This window comes from Parapedobacter tibetensis (assembly GCF_024704835.1).
GTDB lineage: Bacteria > Bacteroidota > Bacteroidia > Sphingobacteriales > Sphingobacteriaceae > Parapedobacter > Parapedobacter tibetensis.
In genome coordinates this window covers 124,373-148,469 of the sequence record NZ_JAMXBE010000006.1, presented here as the reverse complement: position 1 = coordinate 148,469, position 24,097 = coordinate 124,373, and the positions used below count along the sequence as shown (strand labels likewise).

The 24,097-nt window shown below is 47.5% G+C and carries 15 protein-coding genes; 3 read left to right on the top strand and 12 right to left on the bottom strand.

The window, feature by feature from the left end; translation table 11 throughout:
• Nucleotides 1-294 precede the first annotated feature (294 nt).
• From NF543_RS12100 to NF543_RS12075, 6 genes are all read right to left on the bottom strand, one after another.
• Nucleotides 295-1,506, bottom strand: a complete 1,212-nt coding sequence (locus NF543_RS12100; RefSeq protein WP_257668390.1) for a mandelate racemase/muconate lactonizing enzyme family protein — start codon at nt 1,504-1,506, stop codon at nt 295-297.
• A gap of 48 nt (nt 1,507-1,554) precedes the next feature.
• Complete coding sequence (locus tag NF543_RS12095; protein WP_257668389.1) at nt 1,555-3,099, bottom strand: MFS transporter; 1,545 nt, start codon at nt 3,097-3,099, stop codon at nt 1,555-1,557.
• 132 nt (nt 3,100-3,231) lie between these two features.
• Nucleotides 3,232-4,077: a sugar phosphate isomerase/epimerase family protein gene (locus NF543_RS12090; RefSeq protein WP_257668388.1), complete on the bottom strand. Its 846-nt coding sequence runs from the start codon at nt 4,075-4,077 to the stop codon at nt 3,232-3,234.
• A 19-nt stretch (nt 4,078-4,096) separates the two neighbouring features.
• Nucleotides 4,097-5,212, bottom strand: coding sequence for a Gfo/Idh/MocA family protein (locus NF543_RS12085; protein WP_257668387.1), 1,116 nt, complete (start codon nt 5,210-5,212; stop codon nt 4,097-4,099).
• A gap of 33 nt (nt 5,213-5,245) precedes the next feature.
• Nucleotides 5,246-5,956, bottom strand: a complete 711-nt coding sequence (locus NF543_RS12080) for a ThuA domain-containing protein (protein ID WP_257668386.1) — start codon at nt 5,954-5,956, stop codon at nt 5,246-5,248.
• A 19-nt stretch (nt 5,957-5,975) separates the two neighbouring features.
• The gene (locus NF543_RS12075; RefSeq protein ID WP_257668385.1) at nt 5,976-9,473 is read right to left on the bottom strand and encodes a PVC-type heme-binding CxxCH protein; all 3,498 of its coding nucleotides are present in this window, start codon (nt 9,471-9,473) and stop codon (nt 5,976-5,978) included.
• 138 nt (nt 9,474-9,611) lie between these two features.
• On the opposite strand from NF543_RS12075, the gene NF543_RS12070 reads away from it, so the two are divergent.
• Nucleotides 9,612-10,514: an AraC family transcriptional regulator gene (locus tag NF543_RS12070; protein ID WP_257668384.1), complete on the top strand. Its 903-nt coding sequence runs from the start codon at nt 9,612-9,614 to the stop codon at nt 10,512-10,514.
• On the opposite strand, the gene NF543_RS12065 is transcribed toward NF543_RS12070, so the two are convergent.
• The 6 genes from NF543_RS12065 to NF543_RS12040 all read right to left on the bottom strand — a co-directional run bounded on the left by NF543_RS12065 (nt 10,508) and on the right by NF543_RS12040 (nt 19,753).
• Nucleotides 10,508-11,578, bottom strand: a complete 1,071-nt coding sequence (locus tag NF543_RS12065) for a family 43 glycosylhydrolase (RefSeq protein WP_257668383.1) — start codon at nt 11,576-11,578, stop codon at nt 10,508-10,510. The genes NF543_RS12070 and NF543_RS12065 overlap by 7 nt on opposite strands.
• A gap of 8 nt (nt 11,579-11,586) precedes the next feature.
• Nucleotides 11,587-12,558, bottom strand: coding sequence for a glycoside hydrolase family 43 protein (locus NF543_RS12060; protein WP_257668382.1), 972 nt, complete (start codon nt 12,556-12,558; stop codon nt 11,587-11,589).
• A gap of 217 nt (nt 12,559-12,775) precedes the next feature.
• Complete coding sequence (locus NF543_RS12055) at nt 12,776-13,825, bottom strand: glycoside hydrolase family protein (protein WP_257668381.1); 1,050 nt, start codon at nt 13,823-13,825, stop codon at nt 12,776-12,778.
• 47 nt (nt 13,826-13,872) lie between these two features.
• On the bottom strand, nt 13,873-15,459 hold the full coding sequence (locus tag NF543_RS12050; protein WP_257668380.1) for a RagB/SusD family nutrient uptake outer membrane protein: 1,587 nt from the start codon (nt 15,457-15,459) through the stop codon (nt 13,873-13,875).
• A 3-nt stretch (nt 15,460-15,462) separates the two neighbouring features.
• The gene (locus NF543_RS12045) at nt 15,463-18,585 is read right to left on the bottom strand and encodes a SusC/RagA family TonB-linked outer membrane protein (protein WP_257668379.1); all 3,123 of its coding nucleotides are present in this window, start codon (nt 18,583-18,585) and stop codon (nt 15,463-15,465) included.
• Nucleotides 18,586-18,607: 22 nt separating this feature from the next.
• The gene (locus NF543_RS12040; protein ID WP_257668378.1) at nt 18,608-19,753 is read right to left on the bottom strand and encodes a cellulase family glycosylhydrolase; all 1,146 of its coding nucleotides are present in this window, start codon (nt 19,751-19,753) and stop codon (nt 18,608-18,610) included.
• Between the two features lie 369 nt (nt 19,754-20,122).
• Here NF543_RS12040 and NF543_RS12035 point away from each other — a divergent pair, with 369 nt between their 5' ends.
• A complete protein-coding gene (locus NF543_RS12035) occupies nt 20,123-23,305 on the top strand; it encodes a ligand-binding sensor domain-containing protein (protein ID WP_257668377.1) in 3,183 nt (1,060 codons plus the stop codon).
• On the top strand, nt 23,280-24,065 hold the full coding sequence (locus tag NF543_RS12030; RefSeq protein ID WP_257668376.1) for a response regulator transcription factor: 786 nt from the start codon (nt 23,280-23,282) through the stop codon (nt 24,063-24,065). Before NF543_RS12035 ends, NF543_RS12030 begins: the two co-directional genes overlap by 26 nt.
• The last annotated feature ends 32 nt before the right edge of the window (nt 24,066-24,097 follow it).

Sequence of the window (24,097 nt, the reverse complement as noted above, 5' to 3'; positions counted from 1 at the left end):
AAACTGATGGGTTAGCTTCCTTGTCCCTCCTTTCCCCGTTGAAAATTAATACTGGTTAACTATTAGTTATCATTATCCCCATTTCAAAGCTAGGGCATAATTCAAGGCAAAATAGGTGCTATCTTATCTGGTTATAGTCAAATTATACCATAATAATATAAAAACAAATATAATTTAAGGCATAATAATTCCTGTCCGAGCTGATTCCTGTGCATAATCCATGGAATCATTTCTCGGTTCAGCGATTTATCTGAAAATTCGCAAATAAAACTGTCCTGATATGTCGTATTAACCTTACATGCTCAATAGATCTATTCCAAATCCCGGCGCATCAGGAGGAATCAGCTTCCCGTCTTTAATCGTGTATTTACTGAGATCCACATCTTCAGAAGTACTGGTAACACCTTCAACGGTAACCGTGTTTCCCAACCCTCCCGCCAAATGGGCCGTATAATAGGTTTTCAGGAGCGACCCCCATGCATGGGGCGATGCTTGCACACCGTATTGCACTAGCTGCGGCATGAGCTTCCTCCAATTCGTAAAGCCAAGGCCTTCGATATCACTGAGATGTACATCCATGAGCTTTTGCTGCATGAGTTCATCTAATAATGCGGGATCCGGATCGGCTTCGCCGTCTGCAAGTAGACTGCTTACACCCGCACTTTGCATCCAGTCCTTAAGTATACGGTAGTCTTTTACAGTCTCATGGAAGGGTTCTTCAATCCAAAATAATGGAATATCACCGATGCCCTTCAAATAAGCAATAAATTCGTTGACCGTGAATCCGTTGTTGCCATCCACCAAAATATCGCAATCGGGAAATGCCGCGGCTACAGCCTTGGTTACTTCGATATCACGGGTTAGCCCTTCTTTGTAGGGCATCCAACGGTGACCCCGGCCGATTTTCAGTTTAAATTGACGGTAACCGTATTCGTAGTCATACCGGCATTCCTCCAGAATTTTGTCAATTCCGCCAGGTGCATGGGAAGGTTCCAAATCGTCAAAGTAAATCATGCCGCTATAATACTTTGTAAGATACGGTGTGCTGCGCCCTAATATGGCATAAACGGGCTTATTGAGTGCTACTCCTGCCAAGTCGTGCAGGGCAATATCGAAAGGGAGATACCGATCATCCGTAATCCCGATCGTGACATCAAATACATCGGATAGTTTCTTTCCGATCAAATCAGGCACAATACGACTTGCTTCTCTACGGCCTCCCCGCAGGGAAGCCCACCCTCTGGCTCCCTGATCTGTAGTAAGGATACAAATAGCTAAACGTGGCCCATAACCATGGATATCCAATCGGGCATTTTTCCCGACTAACCGCGGATATTGCATACGCACATCATCGAATGTGATTGATTTGATGGTGTGATAGGCAAGCTCTTCCTGCAAGCTCCTGTTGTTAGATGAGCTAAACAACGTGTTAGCAATTGCGGATTTTGAGACAAGCGTTGCTGCCATGCCCGCATTTAGTGTGTGGATGAATTTTCTCCTCTTCATAATTCGGTGGCTTTAATTAGTTATAATCGTATTTATTGGCCGCTTATGCTAATGCGTGCTGCTTGGCGCATCTTCAAGAACAACCGGCTTATACCCTCCCTTTAACCTGAAGTAGATGATTAATGCGACGAAAAATAAAAACATAAAGACCGGTAATATGGAAACCGTGGACAATGCGGATTTCTTGGATTGGTTTTCCACTTCGGTGATTACCGCTAGCGTTTCCTCATCGGCAACAGCCAATTTCTCCTGATCCAATGCCTTATATTCTCCGAAAATACTCCGTTTGGTCTCCGTCACATAGTTCTTATGATAAGCGGTGCTATTTTCCATATCGTAGACGTGTAGTTTTGAATCGATTTCGCTATCTTGGATAGACCCTAAAAATACAGCACCTATGATACCTACACCCAACTGCCCTACTGCACTGGTAAAATTCAATGCCAATGCCCCACCTTTAGGAAATTGCTCGGATACCACGCCCAACATGGTACCCCATAGGTAGGTTTTTCCCAGTGCATAACATAATGCGGCTAGCAGGATAGCATATCCGGTCGATATGGACAACCACTGCAAGCCAACGGCGGAAATAAGCGCACTTATCGCTAAGATTCCCAGTGGCGAAATCCGCTTGGTGACCACTCCGGTATACAACCGCAGTATACCCATGATAACGGCCGTGAATACCAACACCCATCCGCCTTGGAAACCCAATTTCTTCATTTCGGGTGTCATGAGATCGGTAATCCAACTGTCCGTACCAAGCTCCATTGTTGCCAGCGGAACCATAATGAGCAGCAGGAGCACAAGCAATGGCCTGCCAAGTGTACGGAGGTAAAAGCCGATGAAACCAATGATCACCACGATCAATGCCACGCTCACCATTGCCGACCAACCAAAAAGATTGCCTAACTCAAAAGCACACAAACTGATGACAATCAGAAAGCCCAACACGCCAACTTCCTTGAGCATATCCAAATAACCCACGCCGGCCTTAACACGCTCATTTAATGGAAATTTTTCTTTCACAATAAGTACCCCATAGGCGATAGTCGGCAGGAGGATAAAAAGCATCATTATTTTCCAATCGATCTGGAAATGCAATAAGGTAATTCCCAAAAGACCGGCCAACGCAATCCCCAGCGGCCAACCTGCATGGAGAATATTGAGCCATTTTGTTTTCTCTTTTGGATACATGGAAGCAACCACGGGATTGATCACCGCTTCGGCAGCCCCGTTTCCCAGGGCAAATAGGAACGTGCCAAAATAGAGCATCCAATATCCCGTAGCGAATACCGTCAATATAACGGAGGCCCCATGGCACAGAAAAGCAAAAATCATGGACTTCTTATAGCCTATCTTGTCAATTACCAAGCTAAACAGCACAATACTCAATGCAAATGGCCAGAAACTTACACCAAAGATTTGCCCTTGCTGGGTTTTGCTCAAATCGAACCGGACGCCCCACTCGGGCATAAGGTATGCACGGAAAACAAATCCGAATGCGGATGCAACCAACACAATGAAACATCCCCAGAAAAGTCGCTTACTAGGTGATGAAGGATTGGCGGTTTGTAACGTGGTGGAGTTCATAATTTGAGCGATAACGATTTATTGTTAAAATATTATAGAACACAGATAACACGGATCGTACTGACGTTCGCGGATGTGTTTAATTGTTATCTGTATCAATCCGCATAATCAGCGTCATCTGTGTTCAATTCATCAGCAAAATGTCCCCTTCAAAAATGCAAATCCCTCCTCGGCAAGTTCATCCGCGCTATTGGCCAATGGCCTCCATACGCTCGCTGCCCTTGCCAACTCCTTGGAGGGGGCTCCGAAGGTTTCAATCACTAAGCTTCCATCATAACCGATGGTATCGAGTGCATTGCGGATGCCCATCCAATCCAGGTGGCCCGTACCCGGTGTGCCACGGTCGTTTTCATTGGCTTGGATGTGGATCAGCCTATCCCCCAGTTTCTCAATACATGCAGGGATGTTTTTCTCCTCAATATTGCTGTGGAAGGTATCTAGCAATATTTTCAAATGGCTACTATCCACCTCATCCACCAGCGATATGGCTTGGTCAACCGTATTGACCATATCGGTTTCAAATCGATTTAGCGGCTCCAACGCCAAGATTACCCCTAGGGCTTCTGCATGCTTGGTGGCTTGAAATAAGTTTTCCAAACACCATTGGCGTTCTTGTTCTTTCTCAGCTTTAGAGACCAACCGGGTTTTACCGACCGCCGAATAGAGTGGCCCTCCAAAAACTGGACTCTCCATGTCGCTTGCTATGTTCAAGCAGTCGACGATATAGGAAAGCCCGTTTGCCCGAATTTCGGCCCGATTGCTCGAAATATCCCGATCCACACCAAACGCCCCACTTATCGTGATTTTCAATCCCAACTCCCGCGCAATTTCCTTTAAAGCAGCCCAATCAATCAAATCGCGGTCTTCTACTGCAACCTCTACCACATCATAACCGATCGCTTTGGCTTTATGCAAGATATCAAAGGACTTACTTGAAAACGGCGAAACCCAAACAAACGTGCTTATTCCTATATCCATCGCTGACAAACCAAATTATTTATTGTTGTTCGAAACTCGGTACATCGACCCTGATGCCACCTTTCATCGCCGATTCATGTGCACATATACCTGCGCAAGTATAATTGGCCGCCAGTGCGGCATCTACAGCCGAATGCCTGCCTTCCACAATCGCGGCGATAAACTCCTGCACCAAGTGGGGATGCGATCCCCCGTGGCCAGCTCCCTGGAGGAACGAAACGTGGTTAGGGTCATCTATCTTTTCGCGCTTAGTAAAATCAGCAATTTCAGGAATCAATAACTCATCGGTATCGGGCACATTGATTCTTCTTGCATTTTCACCGCCGTCAAAGACTACATGCTCTTCGTCTTGCAGTTGTTCCCATTCGAATGACATTTTTGTACCGTAGACATCATAGCTTTCGCGGTACTGCCGCACCACATCGAAAAGTGAACGAGTAGCCTCGGCTACCACATCCGTGCCTCGGAGCTTGAATGTAGCGGTTTCCACCGCATATGGGGCATTATAGCGGCTAGCCAAATCATCCGATAACTTGCCTGAACCGTGGCAAACCACCGACTCGGCGATCGTATTGTTGATACGCAACAAAGGTGATATGGCGTGTGTTCCGTTTAACATGGGCGGATAACCTTTCCAATATTCAGCCCAACCCTCCATACTCATATCTTGGATATGTGAGCCCCTTACAAACTGGATTTTTCCCAACTGCCCCGTTTCGGCCAGCTTCAGTCCGTACAGAAATTCCCTTGTATATAATGCGGTTTCCATCATCATGTATACCTTACCGGATTTGCGTTTTGCGGCTACGATTGCTTGGCAATCTTCTACGGTCATCGCCATGGGTATCGTGCAAGCTGTATGCTTATTGGCGTTCAATGACGCCAACGTCATGCGCGCATGTTCGGGTACGGGCGTAACGACATGGATGGCATCGACATCGTTCCGCTTTACCACCTCATCGAAGTCTGTAAACAGCAAGTCTTCGTCTAAGTTGAACTTGGCCTTAAGGTCATTGAGCGTGTCTTGATTACGGGTACAAATACCTACTGCTTTGATGTTGGGATGTTTCTGATAAATTGGGATAAATTCTTTTCCAAATCCCATACCGACGATAACGACTGTAATTTTTGACATGTGTTTGATCTATTACTTAATTATACCATTTGATTAGTTTGCAACCCATTTGGCAGCGTTGATTAATAATGCCTTATACGCTTCATGCTGATGGCTATGCTCATCATGGCCCAATGTGATACCCACGATCCTAGCCTTCCGATGTTTAACGGTAAACACTACAGGATAAACCGCATCAGTTTCTTTCGATTGGCCAATGGCCAGCACCTCTATCCCTTTTGCCTGCGAATCAGGCACATGACGATACAACTCATCCTGAAACTCGAATTTCTGGGGAACACCTTGCGTGATGGGATGGGACGGATTGACTACATAGTTCTTGAACGCCTGGAATTTCTCGTGGCTCTTGCTGCCACCTCCTACGTAGTTTAGATTATACGCTGGCCAGTCCTCCCAGTTGTACCAAACCGCAGCATGCAACAGCAGCAGTCCGTTCCCTTTTTCGACAAATTTGGTGATTGCGGCCTGACCCTTTTCGTCTATGGGCTGGTTGTTGGAAAGAATCAGGATATCCGCTTGTTTTAAATAAATCGCGATAGAGTCGGGGCGGTCGGTGTATTGCACCTGAAAATCACCGGTAGATTCAAGTGTTTTGGTATCCTCCTGGCGGTACCAACGGTCAAAATCATGGGACCCTCCCCCACCCACCATCAATACTTGAATGGGCTTTGTTTGACCAAGCGCTATACCTACAATAGACAACACTAATGCAAGTCCTGTTAGTAATTTTGCTACCTTCTTCATTCGTCAATTATTTTAATGCTTATTTTACAACGCTCATAATACCATTCATTCCTCGCCAATGCCCTGGAAACGTACAGACATAGGGGTAATCACCTGCCTCTTTCGGCGCTGTAAACTCCAACGTAAAGCTTTCGCCGGGGTCTACCAACGGTGTGTGGTGCAATACTTCTGGGATATCGGGTATATATTGCTTGTCAAAAGCCTCCGAGGAGCGCAACATATCATCCGCTGCCTTACCCACAATCTCCAATGTACCGGGCTGGATAATCAATAAGTTATGCTGCATCCCGTCTGGATTTTCGAAAATCAAGGTTATCCGCTTACCGGCTTGTACGGTAATCAACTTCTTGTCGTATTGCATGATATCCTTCACGGCTTTCAGCTCGATGCGCTCGGAGGGTGTGGTGCTCTCGGTCTCATCCGCTTCGGATGTTACCCTTTGCTGGTGCCCGCCATGGGCCTTTGAAAGCCTCACCGTAATGTTGTTTACATTACCGGTAAACTCCGATGAGCCTCCGTAATCCGTGAACGCATATTTGTCGTCAAAATCCTGCCCACTACGCAGGTAGAGCTTCAAAGGAGCGGTGAACAGATGCATGATTTTTGCTTCACCTTGGCTGACATTGTTGACCAGCAGCTTGGCTGTGGCATCTGCCGTTATCTGGGCTTTGACGGTGAAGCTGTTCGGCACCCTGCCTTTGCTTGAAACGGTGGTTCCCTGCCCATGCTGGTAAACTTCGAAAAACAACCTGTCGTCTTTCAGGTAGAGTGCATAGCCATCGTTCTGATCGCCTTGGCCGACGATAAGGCCATTGTAGCGTTGGTTGTCGCGCCTGCTGACTTCCGTTTCAATGTGGATTTCCTTATTCGACACGTCCGGAGAAAACTGCAACCGCGTTCTCCTTCCCAGCACATATCGCTCATCGGCTAGCGCTTCCAAAATACGGTCGGCAAAGGCATTGCGCGATCCTTGTGCTGTCACTTGGTGAAATGCACCTTCGTGCTGGGTGATGGCGCCGAACAATGCCTGCGACAACCATCTGTCACTTTCATTGACCGCATCGTTTGTAGCCGCCAACAACGCACCGGCCAATGTACCGGAAGCCGGGTATTCAGCCATCCGCACAAAAGCGGCCAAACGTGTGTTTAATTGGTCATCTTTCAACACCTCGCTGGCCAAAATCGCTTCAAGCGATTGACTGTTTATTGGCAACACCTGTATAGCGGCTTTCCTCACGCCTGCTGAAGGGTGTTTCAGACAGGTTACGGCTGCATCAAATACCTTTTTGTTGGTTTCGATTACATGGAGGCCTTGAAGTGTCCATAACGCGTGGATGGCTGGGGCGTTCAGGCCGATCTTATCTACTTTTTTATCCAAGGCGATGTTGACCAAGTCGTTCACCACATCTTCTTTCTGCCGCTCTACCAGCAGCCGTTGGGCATGCATGCGCCAGAATTTATTGTCGCTTTTCAATGCCTTCAACAATCCGGCTGAATTATCTTTTGAGAGCTGATGCTGTTCCTTGTGCTTTCCTTTTTTATGGACAATCCGGTATACCCGGCCATGTTTTTTATCCCGTAAATCACTTTCGAATGCGTTGCCGGGACCATGAGGTTGATCGGTAAAGGGCAGTACCTTTTCGGATGGAGCCTGGGCAGGTACAAATACATTATGTTGGATGATGAAGTTATACCAATCTAACACCCAAACGGCACCGTCAGGTCCCACCTCCGCATGTATAGGCCCGTACCATTCGTCTGAACTGGTCACCAAATTCCACCCATCTTCTTCCTTGAAACCTGCTCCATCCGGTTTTATGAGGGCATTGTGTACCAAGCGCACTGTGGGCTCGGTCACAAAGGCCACCTTATTCCAATAGCTTTCTGGATAATCCCTGGCGGTGTACAGCTGATGGCCTGCTGCCGAAGTAAAGCCGCCAACCACGTCAACCTGCCTTAGATTTGGGGTTAAGGCATGTACATCATAATGCCCATCGATTTTTTGTATGGCATTGACCTGTTGCCTGCGATGGCCTTCCTTTACCTTGCGTTGGAACAGCTTTTCGGGCATCGAATAAAACGCGCTATGCGTGTTGTTTGCGGTAGAGATAAACACGTTGTTGTCTTCGGTCATGCCTAGTCCCCAAGTATTGTTGCTCGTGGTGGCTAGAAACTCGAAATCAGTGCCATCTGGATTAAAATGGTACAGGCCCTGACCAAAGGTATGCCGTTTGCCATTAATATCGCCATTGAAACCAGCATATCCCGTAACTCCCCAAATTTTATTATCGAAACCATATTGCAGGTTCGATGGGCCTGCATGGGTGTCATTTTTATTCCATCCGGTCATCACCGTCTCCTTCACGTCCGCAACGTCATCCCCATCGGTATCTTTCAGGAAGATAAAATGCGGAGCCATGGCGACGAGCACGCCGTCATTTATAAACGTAAGGCTTGAGGCGATGTTCAGTCCTTCTGCAAAAACGGTGAATTTATCAGCCACACCATCTCCATTGGTATCTTCACAGATTTTAATCCGATCATTATTCTCCCCCTTGATCTCTACGAAATTATTTGGGTAATCTACTGCTTCGATGATCCATAAACGACCTCGCTCATCCCAACTCATAGCCATGGGATTGACGATATCGGGCTCAGCAGCAAATAGCTTTATTTCAAAGTCGACGGGTACCTGCATGAGCTTCATAGATTCCTCGGGCGACAATGGATCCTGCATTTTGGGCACATCATGGCGGGCTGTAAAGTCGGCAATCGAATCGGGGTAAATGCTTACATCAGGGATGTCTAGTTGCTTGATCAACTCGCGAACCTTGTCGCCAACGGCCCACAATGTTCCGTTTCTCAGCAACCGCAAAAAACTGCGATTCTTCCATGTTGCCTCCGAATTTCCCAACGGGGTAAAGAAAACACGACCGCGCCCTGCCGTTCGCACCCAAGCATAAGGTTCGCGCGTTTCATTTTCTACAGCTTCCAACAATACGGTATTTTCTGGGTTTACCCATTCGAAGGTATAGCGTTCATCCACGTCAAAAGCTGCCACCCCCTCCGTGACCTGATACGATGTATCCATAACCTCGATGGTCAGCGCTCCTTGTTGCTGCGTCGTAAGCTTACCTCCTACAATGTCGCTGTACCACTGGGAACTGCCGAATGCTATTGAGCCCAAACTGATCGGAATGATGCCCTTACCTTTTTCCAGGAACGCTTTCATAGCACTTTCCTGCGATGACGATAGCGAATCGTGACTACCATAAATGATAAGCCCGTCATAACGGTTAAGCTTATCTTCATGTAAATCGTTGACGTCCTCGGTATAGGTCAGATTGATGCCTGCCTTAAACAGTTCTACAGCAAGCCAGGTAGCGTACTTTCCCGTCTGCCCAGCTTCAAGCGCACCACCACTCAAAAACAGCACCTCGGCACGTCTTGGGCGTTCGTTGGTACAATTCCACACCAATAAGCAACAAGTAACAGCAAAGTAGATAATCCCTCTCATTTGGTTTATTAAAGTTTATAATCCGTATTACATAAGCAAAGGTATAGATGAAAGAACCCCGAAAACCGCGATATGTTATCTCTTTATAGTCAAATTATATCATAATTAACTAATTTAGCACACCAAATACGATAAATCATGAAGAAGAGCCATATTATACCCAAATCACTCATTCCCGAATCGAAATCGTTCGTCATCCGAAAACAGGTAGAACCGTATTTCGATCCAACTTTTCATTTGCATCCGGAATTCCAATTATCATACGTGGTAGAGGGGGAGGGTAATCGTTTTGTGGGCGACAGCATCAAGCCTTTCAAAGCGAATGACCTGGTGCTGATCGGCCCCAACCTTCCGCACGTGTGGCGCAGCCATAATCCGTATTTCGAGAAAGACAGCACACTCAGCACCACCGTCGTTGTCATTTACTTCCACGATCATTTCCTGGGCGAAACCATTGAGAACAAGGAAGAGTTTGAACGTATCAGGCATCTTTTCCAACGCTCGCAATGCGGCATCGAAATCACCGGCAGGACACAACGGGAAGTCAGTCGGCTGATGAACGACTTGTTACTCCTGAAAGGCGCGGAAAGCATTATCCAACTCCTCCGTATCCTGAATACCATTGCGCTTTCGGACGAATGCCAGCTGATTACCGATACACATTCGAAATCGTACAATACCGAAGCTGAGACGGATCGGATGAACAAGGTATACGAATTTATCATGAAAAATTTCCAGCGTAAGATCAACCTGGAAGATGTTGCCTCGATTGCCAGTATGACGTGTACATCGTTCAGCCGGTACTTTAAATCCAGGGTAAATCAGTCATTTTCGGACTTCCTCAAGGAAATCCGTATCGAATACGCTTGCAAGCTGCTAAAGGAAGATAAGATGAATATCGACCGTATCGGCTACGAATGTGGGTTCCTGTCGCCCACCAATTTCAACAAGCAATTCAAGAAGGTAACCGGCAAGCAACCGCATCAATATCGAAATGAATACCAAAAAATGGTGATCGAGCCTTACCACCAGTATCACTGAAATACTGGTCCTTTTTTGGAGGTGGTGCTTGGTGAGTGGCCTTCGATTTCCGACCAGCCATCGGTCCAGATCAACTTATCCAGCATAAGCATTCGTCGGCTTGCGCCGCTGGGCACTTTACCTTTCGTGCGGTCGATGCCATGATAAAGGAGCCAATCTATCCCCTCGCTGTCGGTAATGATGCGCGAATTATGTCCCGGGCCGACAATGCGATCATTACCCTGTAAAAGCAAGGTCCCATTGTCGCGTTCAGCGATATCTTTTCCCACTTTGTCGAGATAAGGTCCCGTCAGGTTCTTCGATCGTGCAACCAATACATGGTACTGGCTATTCGCACCATCACAGCAGCTGCCCTTGGAGCCGAAAAAATAATAGTAATCATCTCTTTTGTGGATCATCACCGCTTCGAAATCCCCAGCGGCAATCTTGAATTTTTCATCTAAATCCGGTACCGATAGACCATTATCCGCCAAGCGTACACCATAAGTACCTTGGGTCGGTGCGTTGCTGAAACTCCCCCAAAACAGGTACCGCTTGCCATCATCCTCGAAAAAATGGGGGTCAATGGAGTTGGGTACGTCCACCTCTTCACTGGTAAACAGTTTGCCTTGATCAATGAAGGGGCCACTGGGCTTATCCGCCACTGCCACCCCAATTCCCGGATTAGGGTCGCCCCATGTGGAGTAAGAATAGTAAAGGTGATACTTTCCATCAACATAGTTGACATCAGGCGCCCACAGCCCACCCGCTTCCTTCCAGGCGGGTTTCTCGGTAAAGGCCTGTCCAACCACCTTCCAGTTTGCCAAATCAACAGACCGTAATATAGGCATGAGCCGACTTCCCTGCCCATCGCCCCAATTGTCTTGGGTGCCATAGGCGTAAAAGTCGCCCGACTCCGAATCGCGAATCACCGATGGATCAGCCAATATCGGTTCAAAAACGGGATTAACATAAGTGGTTTTGTGTCCATTGGATGGCTTTTTATCTTCCGGAACGTTGTCGCCTGCAGATTTGCCGCAGGAGGCAATGATTACTAATAATGCACTTAAACTGTAAATTCCCATAGTTTTATCTATTTGATCACCAGTTTGGGTGTGATGAATTTTTCATTAATGACCATTACCGTTTCGCCATCTTTTTCCTCAAAGGAGACGTTACTGATGTGCATGATGCGCGGATGTATTTCGGTTTGGCTATGATGCGCGTGGAACACGATGCGTAGCTCGCCCGCTTTATCCCGAAACATGGCGCTATGACCCACACCCACCAAGTTGCCTGGTTTTTGCAAAATCGGATTTCCCGCATGCTTAGTCCATGGACCCATAATCTGCTCAGCAGTAGCAAAACCTATTCCATAGAAGGAGCTTTCATAGCTGTTGGCGGAATACGTCATATAATACTTCCCCTCGTGCTTCAACACAAAAGGCCCTTCATTGACGCGGGGCCAAACTTCCTCCCATTCTTGCGATACATGGATGCATTTTACGGCCGTTTTCGGCTTTATCTCCGTCAGGTTGTCCTCAAGCTCCGCCACCCAAATATTCAGGCCATCGTTGAATCGGTCATAGAAAAGGTATGGTTTGCCATTATCGTCTATGAACAACGAATTATCGATGCCCTTTTCATCGGCGATCATTGGCCGCTTGATTTCCTGTTTGAATGGACCCAACGGACTGTCACTCGTGGCCACGCAAATATGCTCATCCGCCGAATAATACATATAGAATTTTCCATCCATATGGTAAACTTCCGGGGCCCAAAACCAGCGGTCGCCCCAAGAGTCCTTTTTATCGAGCGCCAAGCGATTGCCTTGTACTGTTTCCCATGAAAGTAGGTCCCGCGAAACATATACCGCAATACCATCATCTGCAGACGTGCCATACGCATAATAGGTGTCACCGTGCAACAGAATAAAAGGGTCACCAAAGAATACGTTCGTTTCCACCGGGTCTTCGGGTAATTCCGGGAGCTTACCAGTACTGCTCGATGAGCATGCCAATATACAGAAACCTACTGATAGGAATAAAAGAAGATAATGTTTCATCTGTTTATATTTAATTTTATTGATGTCATTATTTGACTTTTCAAGGCATCAATGAGCTCGCAAGCTCGGTTCAATGGTCAGATGGAACCTTTGATGATTAAAATAATCATTCCCCTGTGGGTTTAACTGCGAAGCATTCATGAACGCCTTTGAAAGCAGATAAACTTGTGAATAATGATTATTTTAATCATATCGGTTTCATTTAACTATAATTTGTTTATTCATTTTCAATCCCGAATTTTTTCACAAGCGCATTGAATTCATCTTTCGAAATCGCAATCATACACCCATGTCGTACTGATTTTGGCAAGCTGTATTTATCCCAGTCCGAGAAAAACGTATACCCCGAGGCCTGGTACCAAGGGCCATTCAGGTTATCAGTGATAGACAAACCGTACGAAACACCGGGATACTGTTCATAATACATATACCAAATCTGGTTGTCGGGCGATGGGATCAGCATTGGTGCTTCCCTGAAATTTGGGCTTATTGGAGCTGACGGTTCCGAATAAGGGCCAGTAAGGTATGGCGCCCGTGAAATCCGGATTGTTTTGCCTGTCGGCCAATACAACGTCGGGTAAGTCTCGTCTTTGATTACCGCGTAGTACTGATTGTTCACCTTACGAATAAACACGTCTATAGTCCCCATATTCCAGTCAAATAATTTAGTGGGGTGATCCGAAAAGGATTTGAGATCTTCCGAAAGGACGTAAAGTGTCCGCTGACTTGCCCAATATCGTTCAGGATCCTCCTTGGTGCCCTCTTTATGGGGGGTGTGCCACGTCAGGATATATCGCTTGGAGGGCTCATCAAAATACAACTTCGGGGCACCTATACGCTGCAATGCATGCGCATAATCGGGTGTACTGGCCAAATTGGGGGTGTATGTGCTATATTTTTGCCAACTAATCAGATCCTCGGAGACCCAGATATTGATGTCCGGCGAGGAATCATTGTTATTCCCCGCCAGGTAGTATTTTCCATCGTGTCCTTTACAAATATCAGGATGACCTTTGTAATCATCGGATACCCGTTTCTTTCCGTTCAGCGCATACCAATGCAATCCATCCGTACTGACCGAGTAGTATAGCCGACCATAATCTTCATGTAGCATATGCGCAAACAAGTAAGCCTGGTTCACAGCATCCTCGGCACGCCCCACCTGCCCCGGAGGGTTCGGTTGCTGGCCTAGGGTTATGGTCCGTACCGGGATCGATAGCAGCAACAGCAGTCCGATCCGAATTTGGGTTTGTCTAAATATCAACATTTTTCAAGTATACGGTATTATTAAGTGGCTTCTGTCAAATAAGGCTTTTAGTAGTTTGGATTCTGTGTCAACTTACCATCACTATTATCCACTTCTATTTGCGGGATAGGCAACCTGTTGTGTTTGTCAATCGTAAAGTTATTGAAATCGGCATCTCTTAACTTTAATTCGTCAATTCCAGCTTGGGAATCCAATAGCTCCCAGCGCTTGAGGTCGGCCCATCGCCATCCCTCAAAACAAAGTTCAAGCGTACGCTCCATCTGAAGATGCTTCAAAAACTGCGCTGGTGAACTCAGCGCGCTGGCATAGATACTATTTTCCAAGGCCGGCAAATTCGTGGAGGGCCGCTGCCTGACTTTGTTGACATAGGACGCAGCTTCCGCTGGAGATCCACCCGTTTCAACAATACATTCAGCATACATGAGCAAGATGTCGGCATAACGGATGATGCGGTAGTTGTTAGGCGCGAAATAATCCTCGAAATTCCGATAGTATCCTGTTGAATATTTCCGGATAAAGAGATGGTCCCCCCAGTCTGCATTGTTCCATTGCCTTCCATAGATCAGTGGGTTTTCGTCTGGAAAATCGGATGGGCTGCTCTTATAATACAGGTTATGGTACAACCGGATATCATTCGTCCCATTGAGGTTTTTTTCCTTCTTATACTCCCCCACCAGCCAGGCGCGGGCTTTCCCATCCTGCCAGCCGATACCGCCCGGAGCGTAAAACTGTGTGCGTTGAAGTCCTGTCGCCATAGCAATATCGTTGCCAGTCCCCCCCTTATTTTCGTCATCAAACTGAATTTCAAATACGCTTTCGATATTATTTTCGTTGAGATGCGTAAAGTTATCCGGGTAGTTATCCACCAAACCATATAATGTACCTTCCCGGTCGATGAGCCATTGCAACTCCGTTTTCGCTTCATTGTACCGGTGCTGCTGCATATACGCCTTCGCCAGCAATGCTTTCGCAGCTCCTATGGTAGCCCGGCCTACGTTGTTATCATCCCAGGTCTCCGGCAATTTAGCAATCGCGTCCTTAAGGTCAGTCTCTACCTGAGCCCAGATCGCTTCTTCGGGAGCTTCCTCCGGAATATAGCTTGGGTCTTTTGGCTCCAATACGAGCGCACCTTTTCCCCACAGCGTAGCGACCTGAAAATACCATAACGCCCGCAGAAAGGATGCCTGCCCCAATACTTGGTCTTTAATCGTCTGATCGGTGAATTCTATATTGGGTACATGCGTCAGCACCTGATTTGCACGGAAGATCCCGGTGTAAAAATGAGACCAATGCACATTATTTCCTTCAAGAAAATTATAATTTACGTAGTTAAATCGCGTCCAATCTCCCAATTCGTTCCACGGGCTGCTACTCCATCCCTCGTCGGACGACAGATCGTAACGAAAAGACAGCCACCGCATCCAAGTCCCTTCTTTATATAAGCTGCTGTAGGCAGCATTTACGCCCATCTGTGCATCCGATTCGGTTTGCCAGAACGTATGGATGGGCGCTTCATTGGGGTTGTCTATGTCCAGCAGGTCTTTGCTGCAGGCGGCTGTTAAAAGGCTGACCAACGCGCCCAGCGTTATCAATTTATATGTTTGCATCTTCGTCTGCATTTTTAAAAGTTCCATCGTCTAAAAATTAACCTGTAAACCTAACATGATGGTACGGGCATTCGGAAAGGACATGTTATCCGTTCCCCTGTCCCATACACTTGTATTGATGAAATCGGGATCCAGCCCAGTATATTTGGTCAGCGTGATCAAATTGTTGCCGCTGATGTAGGCGCGCAAGGTATTCATGCCGGCTTTTGTTAGCCAATTTTTCGGAAATGTATAACCGAGTTGTACATTCCGCATTCGGAAAAACGAGCCACTCTCCAGCCATAGATCCGTATCTCCGCGTGTGTTGCGGAGATCTCCATAAATAATTCTCGGAAAGTTACTGTTGGGATTTTCCTGATAAGGCTCATTGCCCGCTTCAAACCGTATATAGTTCGAGTTATCGGAGAAAAACCTTCCTTGACGCATAGCCCCGTTGATAATTTCGTTGCCGAATTGGCCATACCATTGCATGGAGAAATCCAAATTTTTCCAGGAAACATTGGCATTCAAACCCAACTGAAAATCTGCCCAAGGATCTCCGACGATCTGCCGGTCATTGGTCGTAATCACACCATTATCGTCCGTATCAATATACCGGAGGTCGCCCAATTTCGGACGCTTTCCTTCAATCGTGATCGGCTGGCCCTGTGAGTTCATATAATTATCGATATCTGCTTGCGTACGGAATAGTCCGTCCGTTTTCAGCAAGTAAAACTCGCCGAGCGATCGGCCTATTTCGCTACGGGTCTGCCCGGTATAAAATACCTGCGTTCCATGGCCCAGCTCAATAATCTTATTGTTTAGCGTTGTCAGATTAGCGCCTATTGAATAATTCAGTTCCCCCGACTGATCCCGCCAAGTCGCGGCCAGCTCAAAGCCGCTGTTCCGTATGCTCGCGGCATTGGCCAGCGGATTCGGGCCGCTATGCCCGGTGGTCATCGATATCTGCATGGCAGTGAGCACATCCGAGGTGGTCGAACGGTAATATTCAGCGGTTATGCCCAGCTTGTTGGATAAGAACGCCGCATCCAACCCGATATTCACCTGTTCGGTACGCTCCCACCGGAGGTCTTCGTTCCGAATGGCCACTTGGGCAGCACCGTTGACCAGCCGCTGGTCTATGCCAAACACCGTAACGATATTGGAATTGATCGTATTCATGTAGGCCCAGTGGTTCAGATTCCGTTCGCCGATCGCCGCATTACCAAGCTGACCATAGTTCGCACGCAGTTTCAAATCATTGATCCAAGACGACTGGAAAAACGGCTCGTTACTGATCCGCCAAGCGCCGGAGACAGAGTAATAATCCTCCCATCGATGTTGTTTCGATAACTTGGAATCACCATCGCGCCGGTAGGTCAACGTCAGGAAATACTTGTCGTCATATATGTAGTTAGCCCTTCCCAGATAGGAGATAAGCGCATATTCGCCGATGGTATTCCAGTTGGTTTGGTTGGCCTGCCCTGCGCTCAATACGGTGAGGTAGTCCCCGCCCAGCAAGGGGAAACGGAGCCGTTGCGCACCGACATCTTCCCAATAAAAGTGTTGATACGTCAGACCCGCTACGGCGTCGATGTGATGCTTTCCGAAATCTTTATTAAGATTCAGTGTATTTTCGATGAGCTCATTGGTTTCCTTGATCCGGTTTTTCTGCCCTGTGGGGTCCCTGAATTCTTGGTTCATCGTCCAGTTGCCCTCGCCGCGGAAATAACGGTAGTCGTCAAAGATGTAATCGATACCGCCGTTAATCTTATAGGTCAGGAAATCGGTGAGCTTTGCCTCAGCCCACATCGTGCCCCGCAACCGGTAAATCTTGGTATTGGTGGCTTCAAGGTCCTCACGGGCGATGGGATTGGTACCGAATGTCCGCGCATTGGCTTCATTGCCATAACCGTATCCGCCCGGATTGTTGGAGTCTCTGACCGGGATGGTGGGCAGCATACGGACAACGTCGACATAAGGTGCGGTCTGCAGCGGATCACGGTCGGTCTGAGCAAAATTAAAGGTTTCCCCGAACGAAAAAATACCGCGCTTCCCACTGGTATTGACGCGGAAAGTATACCGGTCAAACGAGTTACCGTACATCATGCCCTCATTGTTGTAATATCCTCCGGAAATGAAGTAGTTGCCCGACTCACCTCCGCCGGATAGTGATATGTTATAATCCTGAACCAGCGCCGTTTTCATGGTTTCCTGCTGCCAGTCCGTATCGAAGTCTGCGTGGTCCTGCAACCCGCGGTTCCATACACCGTCATCGATCCCTTCCTGGTAAGCCATGTCGTTATATTTCTTGTATTCTTCGGCACCCATCAGGTCATATTTCGGCGACCAGTCAAACGATTCCCTCACCGATACATCGACTTTCATCGGTCCCTTGCCTCCACTCTTCGTGGTGACGATGATCACCCCATTGGCTGCCCGCGAACCATATATGGCTGCGGCCGATGCGTCCTTCAGGATCTGGATGGATTCCACGTCATTCGGGTTGAAGTCGGCCCCGCCGCTGGTAATCATCCCGTCAATAACCCAAAGCGGATTATTGTTGGTCAAGTTGCCCAACCCCCTTATCTCAATATTCGCATCGCCCCCGGCATTACCGGTGTTGCGTACGCTCACTCCTGTTGCCAACCCTTGGATGGACTGCCCTACTGTGCTGGCGCCTGTCTTGGTCATTTCTGCGGGGTCGATGACGGATACTGCACCGGTCAAATCCTTCTTTCTTACCGATCCATATCCGATTACCACAACCTCCTCCAGATCCTGTAAAGCGCTTTGCAGCGTCACGTTAATCGTTCGCCGCGCGCCAACGACTTCTTCACGGCTTTCGTAGCCAAGGTATGAGAATACCAGGATAGCATCGTCTCCCGGCACTTCAATGCTGTAATACCCTTCTTCATTGGTCACGGACCCCGCACTGGTTCCTTTTATGGTGATGCTGATGCCTTCAAGGGGGTTATTCAGGGAGTCCACCACCCTACCCCCTACTTTTAACTGCTGCAAGGCGGCAACACCCGCAACATAACCGGCCAAATGTTTTGCTTTCGTTGCTGCGTATGCGCATGAAAAAGCAAGTACTCCCAAACAGCCTGCGAGGGATACCATACGCTTCACGGCTGAAAAAAAGATTCCGGTGTTTGCTCTGTTTTTTTCCATAACTATAATTCTTTATCATGAATCATTTCTTCCCGGCAAGGTCTTTGATGATAGCGGTTTCTTCCTGCTTATACGGCGTACCATCTCCCCTGAATATATCGTGGAACCAAAGCGGTGGTTCGTCAGTGTAGGTTTTGGTCCAGCTGTCCCATGGGTAGATGGTTTGGGTTTTACCATCTACAAACCCCCAGTTAAATATGGCCACATTGTATTTCTTGGCAATAGGCAGAAAACCGGCGAACGTACTGCCGTTTGATCGCGCCATGTATTCGGTGCACCAAAGCGGCTTGCCGTAACGTTGAAGTTGTTGTATCCGCTTCTCGAAATCTTCCGGCGTATCGTAGTTGTGGAAACTAATGATATCAGACTCTTCGATCTGCAGCTTTTCAATGGGTTTCAATCCCTCATGCGTGGACCAATCGCCTGCCCAAACACCGGAAGTGAGTGGTTGTGTGGGATTGGCCGAGCGTGCCCATACGAATGCTTGCTCCAACAAGGGTAACACGTAATTGACCTTATCTTTGATTTCCACGGCCTCATAGGAAGCACCCGTCATGTTATCCGGTTCATTCCATATATCCCAACCAAGGATACGATCATCTTCGGCAAACCGGCCCATCAGCGCTTTGACATACCGTTCGAGCCGTGGATATTGGGTGCTGTCTTTCAATGCAGCTTGTCCCGGACTTTGCACCCAACCGGAATTATGTACATGTGGCTTGGGTGCGCGTTGCTTGCCCAGTGCGGGAAACGGGTCCCAGCAGGAGTCAAAGATGACAAAGAGTGGTCTGATACCGTGTTTTGATGCAATGGTCAAGAAAGCGTCCATACGGCTGAAAAAGCCGAGTGAATCCTGTTCGTAAAGCAAGTCATGCAGGTAAACCCGTGCCGTATTCATACCCAGATCAGCTGCCCAGCCGAGTTCCTTATCAATGGTTTGCCGATCAAACGTATCTTCCTGCCACATTTCCAGTTGGTTGATGGCGGTCGCTGGAATATAATTCGGGCCTATCAGCCAGCCTTGTTGTGAAACCCATGCATTGGCTTCTCGGACGGTCCAAACTTCCTTGACTTGGCGTGTTTCATCTGTTCCAGGATTAGATCCACAACCTATTAATAAGTGTACACACAGGGTGCCTAGAACCAAAAATGTATTGGGAATTCGCATAATCGTGATCTAATTGTTGGTTACTAAATTGGTTATATAGGGCAGTATTAATTTCCCATAAGTACAAAGGACGGTAATAACGTGGCAGGGCACGATACCATTTTGTTTCAATCTTTCCTTATTTTGTCTCACGGAGATTACTCCATACATAACCCAGAGCAATCGCATTTAACTTTTTCGTCATTGCGAACTGTGTTGGGTTGAGCTAGTTGACCGCGAAGCAGCTCCATTTCTTAGGCTAACGCGCTTGCTCGCAAAGACGATAGACCGTGTTTTGTTTAAATGCTGTTACCCTGATACATAAATGCCTTCCGGCTCGTACGTCAAATTTTCCTGTTATCTTTGGCCTAGCCAAAGGGCCTATTTGTAATGAGATCGGTTTTATCCATATCCTTTTTTTTCGTGCTCGTGTGGTCGTGCCCCGCCTTCGGACAGCCCTACTATTTCTCGCATTACCAAGTAGAAAGCGGACTATCGAATAATGCGGTGCTGTGCAGCGCGCAAGATGAAATGGGGTTTATGTGGTTTGGCACAAAGGATGGCCTTAACCGATTTGATGGTTACTCCTTTAAGGTATTTCATAACGACCCAAATAATCCCAATGGACTGGGGAGCAACTTCATCAGGTCCCTATTCACGGATCATGTCGGGCGTATCTGGGTGGGTACTGACCAAGGTATATTCCTTTTCGATCCCAAATACGAAACATTTTCCCTTTTCCATCCAAACATCACCAACGAGGTTCTCGATATACAGGGAGATGAGAAGGGTAACATTTGGTTTATCGATAATTTGTCATTATACCGCTATTCCCCGGCGAACGACAGCCTCCTACAGATCACCACACATACCCAATTCGCTGCCTCGGCGTTGTTTGTCGCCGGGCCCGAGACGGTTTGGATAGGCACTTCTGATGGCAACCTAAAGCGTTTTCATACTGGCGGGGGTATTGACGGGTCCTATTCCCTCTTTGAACACTCGCCCCCAGTGGTCTCGAAATGGATAGAGCGGATTTACAGTGATAAACGGGGTCATCTATTCGTAGGCACCACCAAGCAGGGCGTGAAGCTGTTTGACACCGCTACAGAAACGTATGAGGACTTGCTGACACACGATGGACAGGGTACTGATATCTTTGTAAGGGATATTCTGGAAAATTCGCCAAACGAATATTGGTTTGCCACGGAATTGGGCATTTTCATCTATGATGGTACCACTGGGCAAAGCACCAACCTTCGAAAGCAGCGTGGCAATCCTTGGGCGCTATCGGATAATGCGGTTTACACGCTTTACAAAGATCGGGAACAGGGTATTTGGGCCGGCACGTATTTCGGAGGTATCAATCATTACGCGGAGAGCAATATCTTTTTCGAAAAGTTTTTTCCAATCGATGGAGCCAATACCGTTTCTGGCAATGCGGTAAGAGAGATCTGCGCAGATAATCATGGCAACTTGTGGATCGGGACGGAAGATGCTGGACTGAACTGCCTGAATATCTCCTCGGGAAGAATTACCACCTACCAACCCACAGGTCGCCCCAATAGTATTTCGTATGCGAATATCCATGGCTTGCTAGTCACGGGTGACACGCTATGGGTGGGTACGTTTGAGCATGGGCTGGATCTGATGGACGTCAATACTGGACGGATAATCGGTCACTTCAATGCCGGAGACCATGTCGGGGCGCTACCGAACAACTTTATTTTCAACATCTACCAGACGCATGATGCACGGATATTGCTGGCTACCGGAAGGGGATTGTGTGAATTTGAGAAACGGGGTCAACGCTTCAGCATCCTACCCGAATTTCCTCAACACATTTTCTATACCACCGTATTTGAAGACAGCCATGGTACCATATGGGCTGGCACCTGGCGAGATGGGTTGTATTATTTTAATCCCCAAACAGGTCGACATGGTTCGTTTACACATGATGCAAAACAGGCCAACAGTATTGGCAGTAACCGCGTAAACCGGATATATGAAGACCGCCAAGGTACACTGTGGGTCGCTACCGAGGGGGGATTGTGTAAGTTCAATCCAACTGACAGTACCTTTCAACGATACGGCATCGCCAATGGTTTGCCAAGCAACCTGATTCTATCCATGCTCGAAGACGATATGGGCCAGCTGTGGGTGACTACTTCAAAAGGCCTTGTCCGCTTTAACGCCGCCACGGAGGATATCAAGGTATTCACCAAGGCAAATGGCCTATTGAGCGACCAGTTTAACTATAACTCGGCATACAAGGCGTCGGATGGCACACTTTACTTTGGCAGTGTGCAGGGCATGATCCGATTTAACCCCGCGCAGTACAGTGAAAATACATTCCTCCCGCCGGTATACATTACGGGATTGCAGGTGCATAACCGCGAACTGGAGATTAATGGAGCGGGATCCTCACTTGCTCAATCCATCACCTTTGCCAACCACATTGCCCTCAAGCATAACCAATCATCGCTGAGCATTGATTTTGCCGCACTGAGCTTTATATCGCCAGATATGACGGAATATGCTTACAAAATGGAAGGTTTGGATCAGGAATGGACGCATATCCGCACAAACCGGAAGGCCTACTTCACCAAGTTGCCTCCCGGGGAATATACGTTTAGGGTGAATGTGGCAAACAGCAAGGGTGAGTTCAGTGGTAAAGAAACGAAATTGCACATCACGATATTACCCCCATTTTGGGCAAGTTGGCCAGCATATCTATGTTACACCCTATTTACCATCGGCTTAATCAGGTATGTCATCATGCGCTACCATCGCAACATCCGAGAGAAAAACAAACGGAAATTGGAACGCATGCGGCACCGGAAAGAGGAAGAGCTTTACCGGGCAAAGATTAATTTTTTCACCAATGTGACACACGAAATCCGGACGCCACTCACGCTCATCAAGGCGCCACTGGAGAAGGTGATGAAGCAGGCAGAGGAATTGCCAAAGGTAAAACGGCACTTGCAAACCATGGCGCGCAACACCGAACGTTTATTGGAATTGACAGATCAATTGCTTGATTTCCGCAAAACGGAAGTCATGGGATACCGATTGAATTTCGTCCATACGGATATCAACAAACTGCTCACCGAAATCCATTCCGGATTCAAACTATTGGCGGCACAAAAAACCATCCGTTTGAAACTGAACCTGCCCGCTACGACCTGCGTGGCTTCGGTAGATCGGGAAGCCGTAACTCAAATCATGGGCAACTTGCTGAGCAATGGACTTAAATACGCGAAGCGTACCGTCGATGTTACGCTAGAAACCCCATCACTTTCCGATCGCTCATTTACCATCCTGGTTAAAAACGATGGGTACTTGATTCCAATGGATATGCGGGAGAAGATTTTCGAAACATTCGTGAGGCTTAAAGCGACTGATGGCCAGCAAGGTACCGGTCTTGGACTTGCCTTGGCGCGCTCACTCGCCCAGCTGCACAATGGCAGTCTTCATTTGGCAACCCCAGAAAACGGCATGAACGTATTTGTGCTAATATTGCCCATCGAACAACAAAACATATTTCGAAATGGAAAAGGAATTGGCGACGATTGAAAAACCAACCATATTGGTGGTTGACGACCATGAGGAAATCCTCGACTTCATTGCGGATGACCTCAGTGAAACTTATGACGTGTTGAAAGCTGAAAACGGGCGATGCGCAATGGAAACATTGTCAGCTAATCCCATACAACTTATTGTCAGTGATGTGATGATGCCCGAAATGGACGGATATGAACTTTGTCAGCTAATCAAGTCGGACGTCGAGCATAGCCATATTCCCATCATTCTACTCACAGCCAAAAACACGCTGCAATCCAAGATAAAAGGGCTTGAGCAGGGGGCGGATGCTTACATTGAAAAACCGTTTTCGCCCGAACATTTGCATGCCCAGATTTACAGCCTGCTCACCAACCGGAATAAGGTTCGTGAATACTTTGCCAGCTCGCCATTAGCCCACATCAAAACCATGGCCCATACTAAGGCAGACGAGCATTTTCTGGAACGCTTAAATGAAATCATACACAACAACATGGCGAATATCCATTTTGATGTGGAACATTTGGCGGAGTTGATGAACATGAGTAGGCCCACATTGTATCGTAAAATCAAGGCGATCTCTGATCTCACACCGAATGACCTCATCAATGTGGCGCGCCTAAAAAAAGCGGCTCAACTGCTCTCCGAAGGCCACTATAAAATCTATCAGGTATCAGATAGCGTGGGGTATAGCTCACAGACCCATTTCGGGAGGAATTTCCATAAACAATTCGGGATATCGCCAAGCGAATACTTGGCCCAGCATAAGCCATAAACCTAACAGGTTTTTGAAGCCTGTTAGGTTTT

What these genes read in the sequence shown, in the direction of transcription:
- NF543_RS12100 (WP_257668390.1), bottom strand. Translation starts at nt 1,506, where the DNA reads ATGAAGAGGAGAAAATTCATCCACACACTAAATGCGGGCATGGCAGCA.
- NF543_RS12095 (WP_257668389.1), bottom strand. Translation starts at nt 3,099, where the DNA reads ATGAACTCCACCACGTTACAAACCGCCAATCCTTCATCACCTAGTAAG.
- NF543_RS12090 (WP_257668388.1), bottom strand. Translation starts at nt 4,077, where the DNA reads ATGGATATAGGAATAAGCACGTTTGTTTGGGTTTCGCCGTTTTCAAGT.
- NF543_RS12085 (WP_257668387.1), bottom strand. Translation starts at nt 5,212, where the DNA reads ATGTCAAAAATTACAGTCGTTATCGTCGGTATGGGATTTGGAAAAGAA.
- NF543_RS12080 (WP_257668386.1), bottom strand. Translation starts at nt 5,956, where the DNA reads ATGAAGAAGGTAGCAAAATTACTAACAGGACTTGCATTAGTGTTGTCT.
- NF543_RS12075 (WP_257668385.1), bottom strand. Translation starts at nt 9,473, where the DNA reads ATGAGAGGGATTATCTACTTTGCTGTTACTTGTTGCTTATTGGTGTGG.
- NF543_RS12070 (WP_257668384.1), top strand. Translation starts at nt 9,612, where the DNA reads ATGAAGAAGAGCCATATTATACCCAAATCACTCATTCCCGAATCGAAA.
- NF543_RS12065 (WP_257668383.1), bottom strand. Translation starts at nt 11,578, where the DNA reads ATGGGAATTTACAGTTTAAGTGCATTATTAGTAATCATTGCCTCCTGC.
- NF543_RS12060 (WP_257668382.1), bottom strand. Translation starts at nt 12,558, where the DNA reads ATGAAACATTATCTTCTTTTATTCCTATCAGTAGGTTTCTGTATATTG.
- NF543_RS12055 (WP_257668381.1), bottom strand. Translation starts at nt 13,825, where the DNA reads ATGTTGATATTTAGACAAACCCAAATTCGGATCGGACTGCTGTTGCTG.
- NF543_RS12050 (WP_257668380.1), bottom strand. Translation starts at nt 15,459, where the DNA reads ATGGAACTTTTAAAAATGCAGACGAAGATGCAAACATATAAATTGATA.
- NF543_RS12045 (WP_257668379.1), bottom strand. Translation starts at nt 18,585, where the DNA reads ATGGAAAAAAACAGAGCAAACACCGGAATCTTTTTTTCAGCCGTGAAG.
- NF543_RS12040 (WP_257668378.1), bottom strand. Translation starts at nt 19,753, where the DNA reads ATGCGAATTCCCAATACATTTTTGGTTCTAGGCACCCTGTGTGTACAC.
- NF543_RS12035 (WP_257668377.1), top strand. Translation starts at nt 20,123, where the DNA reads ATGAGATCGGTTTTATCCATATCCTTTTTTTTCGTGCTCGTGTGGTCG.
- NF543_RS12030 (WP_257668376.1), top strand. Translation starts at nt 23,280, where the DNA reads ATGGAAAAGGAATTGGCGACGATTGAAAAACCAACCATATTGGTGGTT.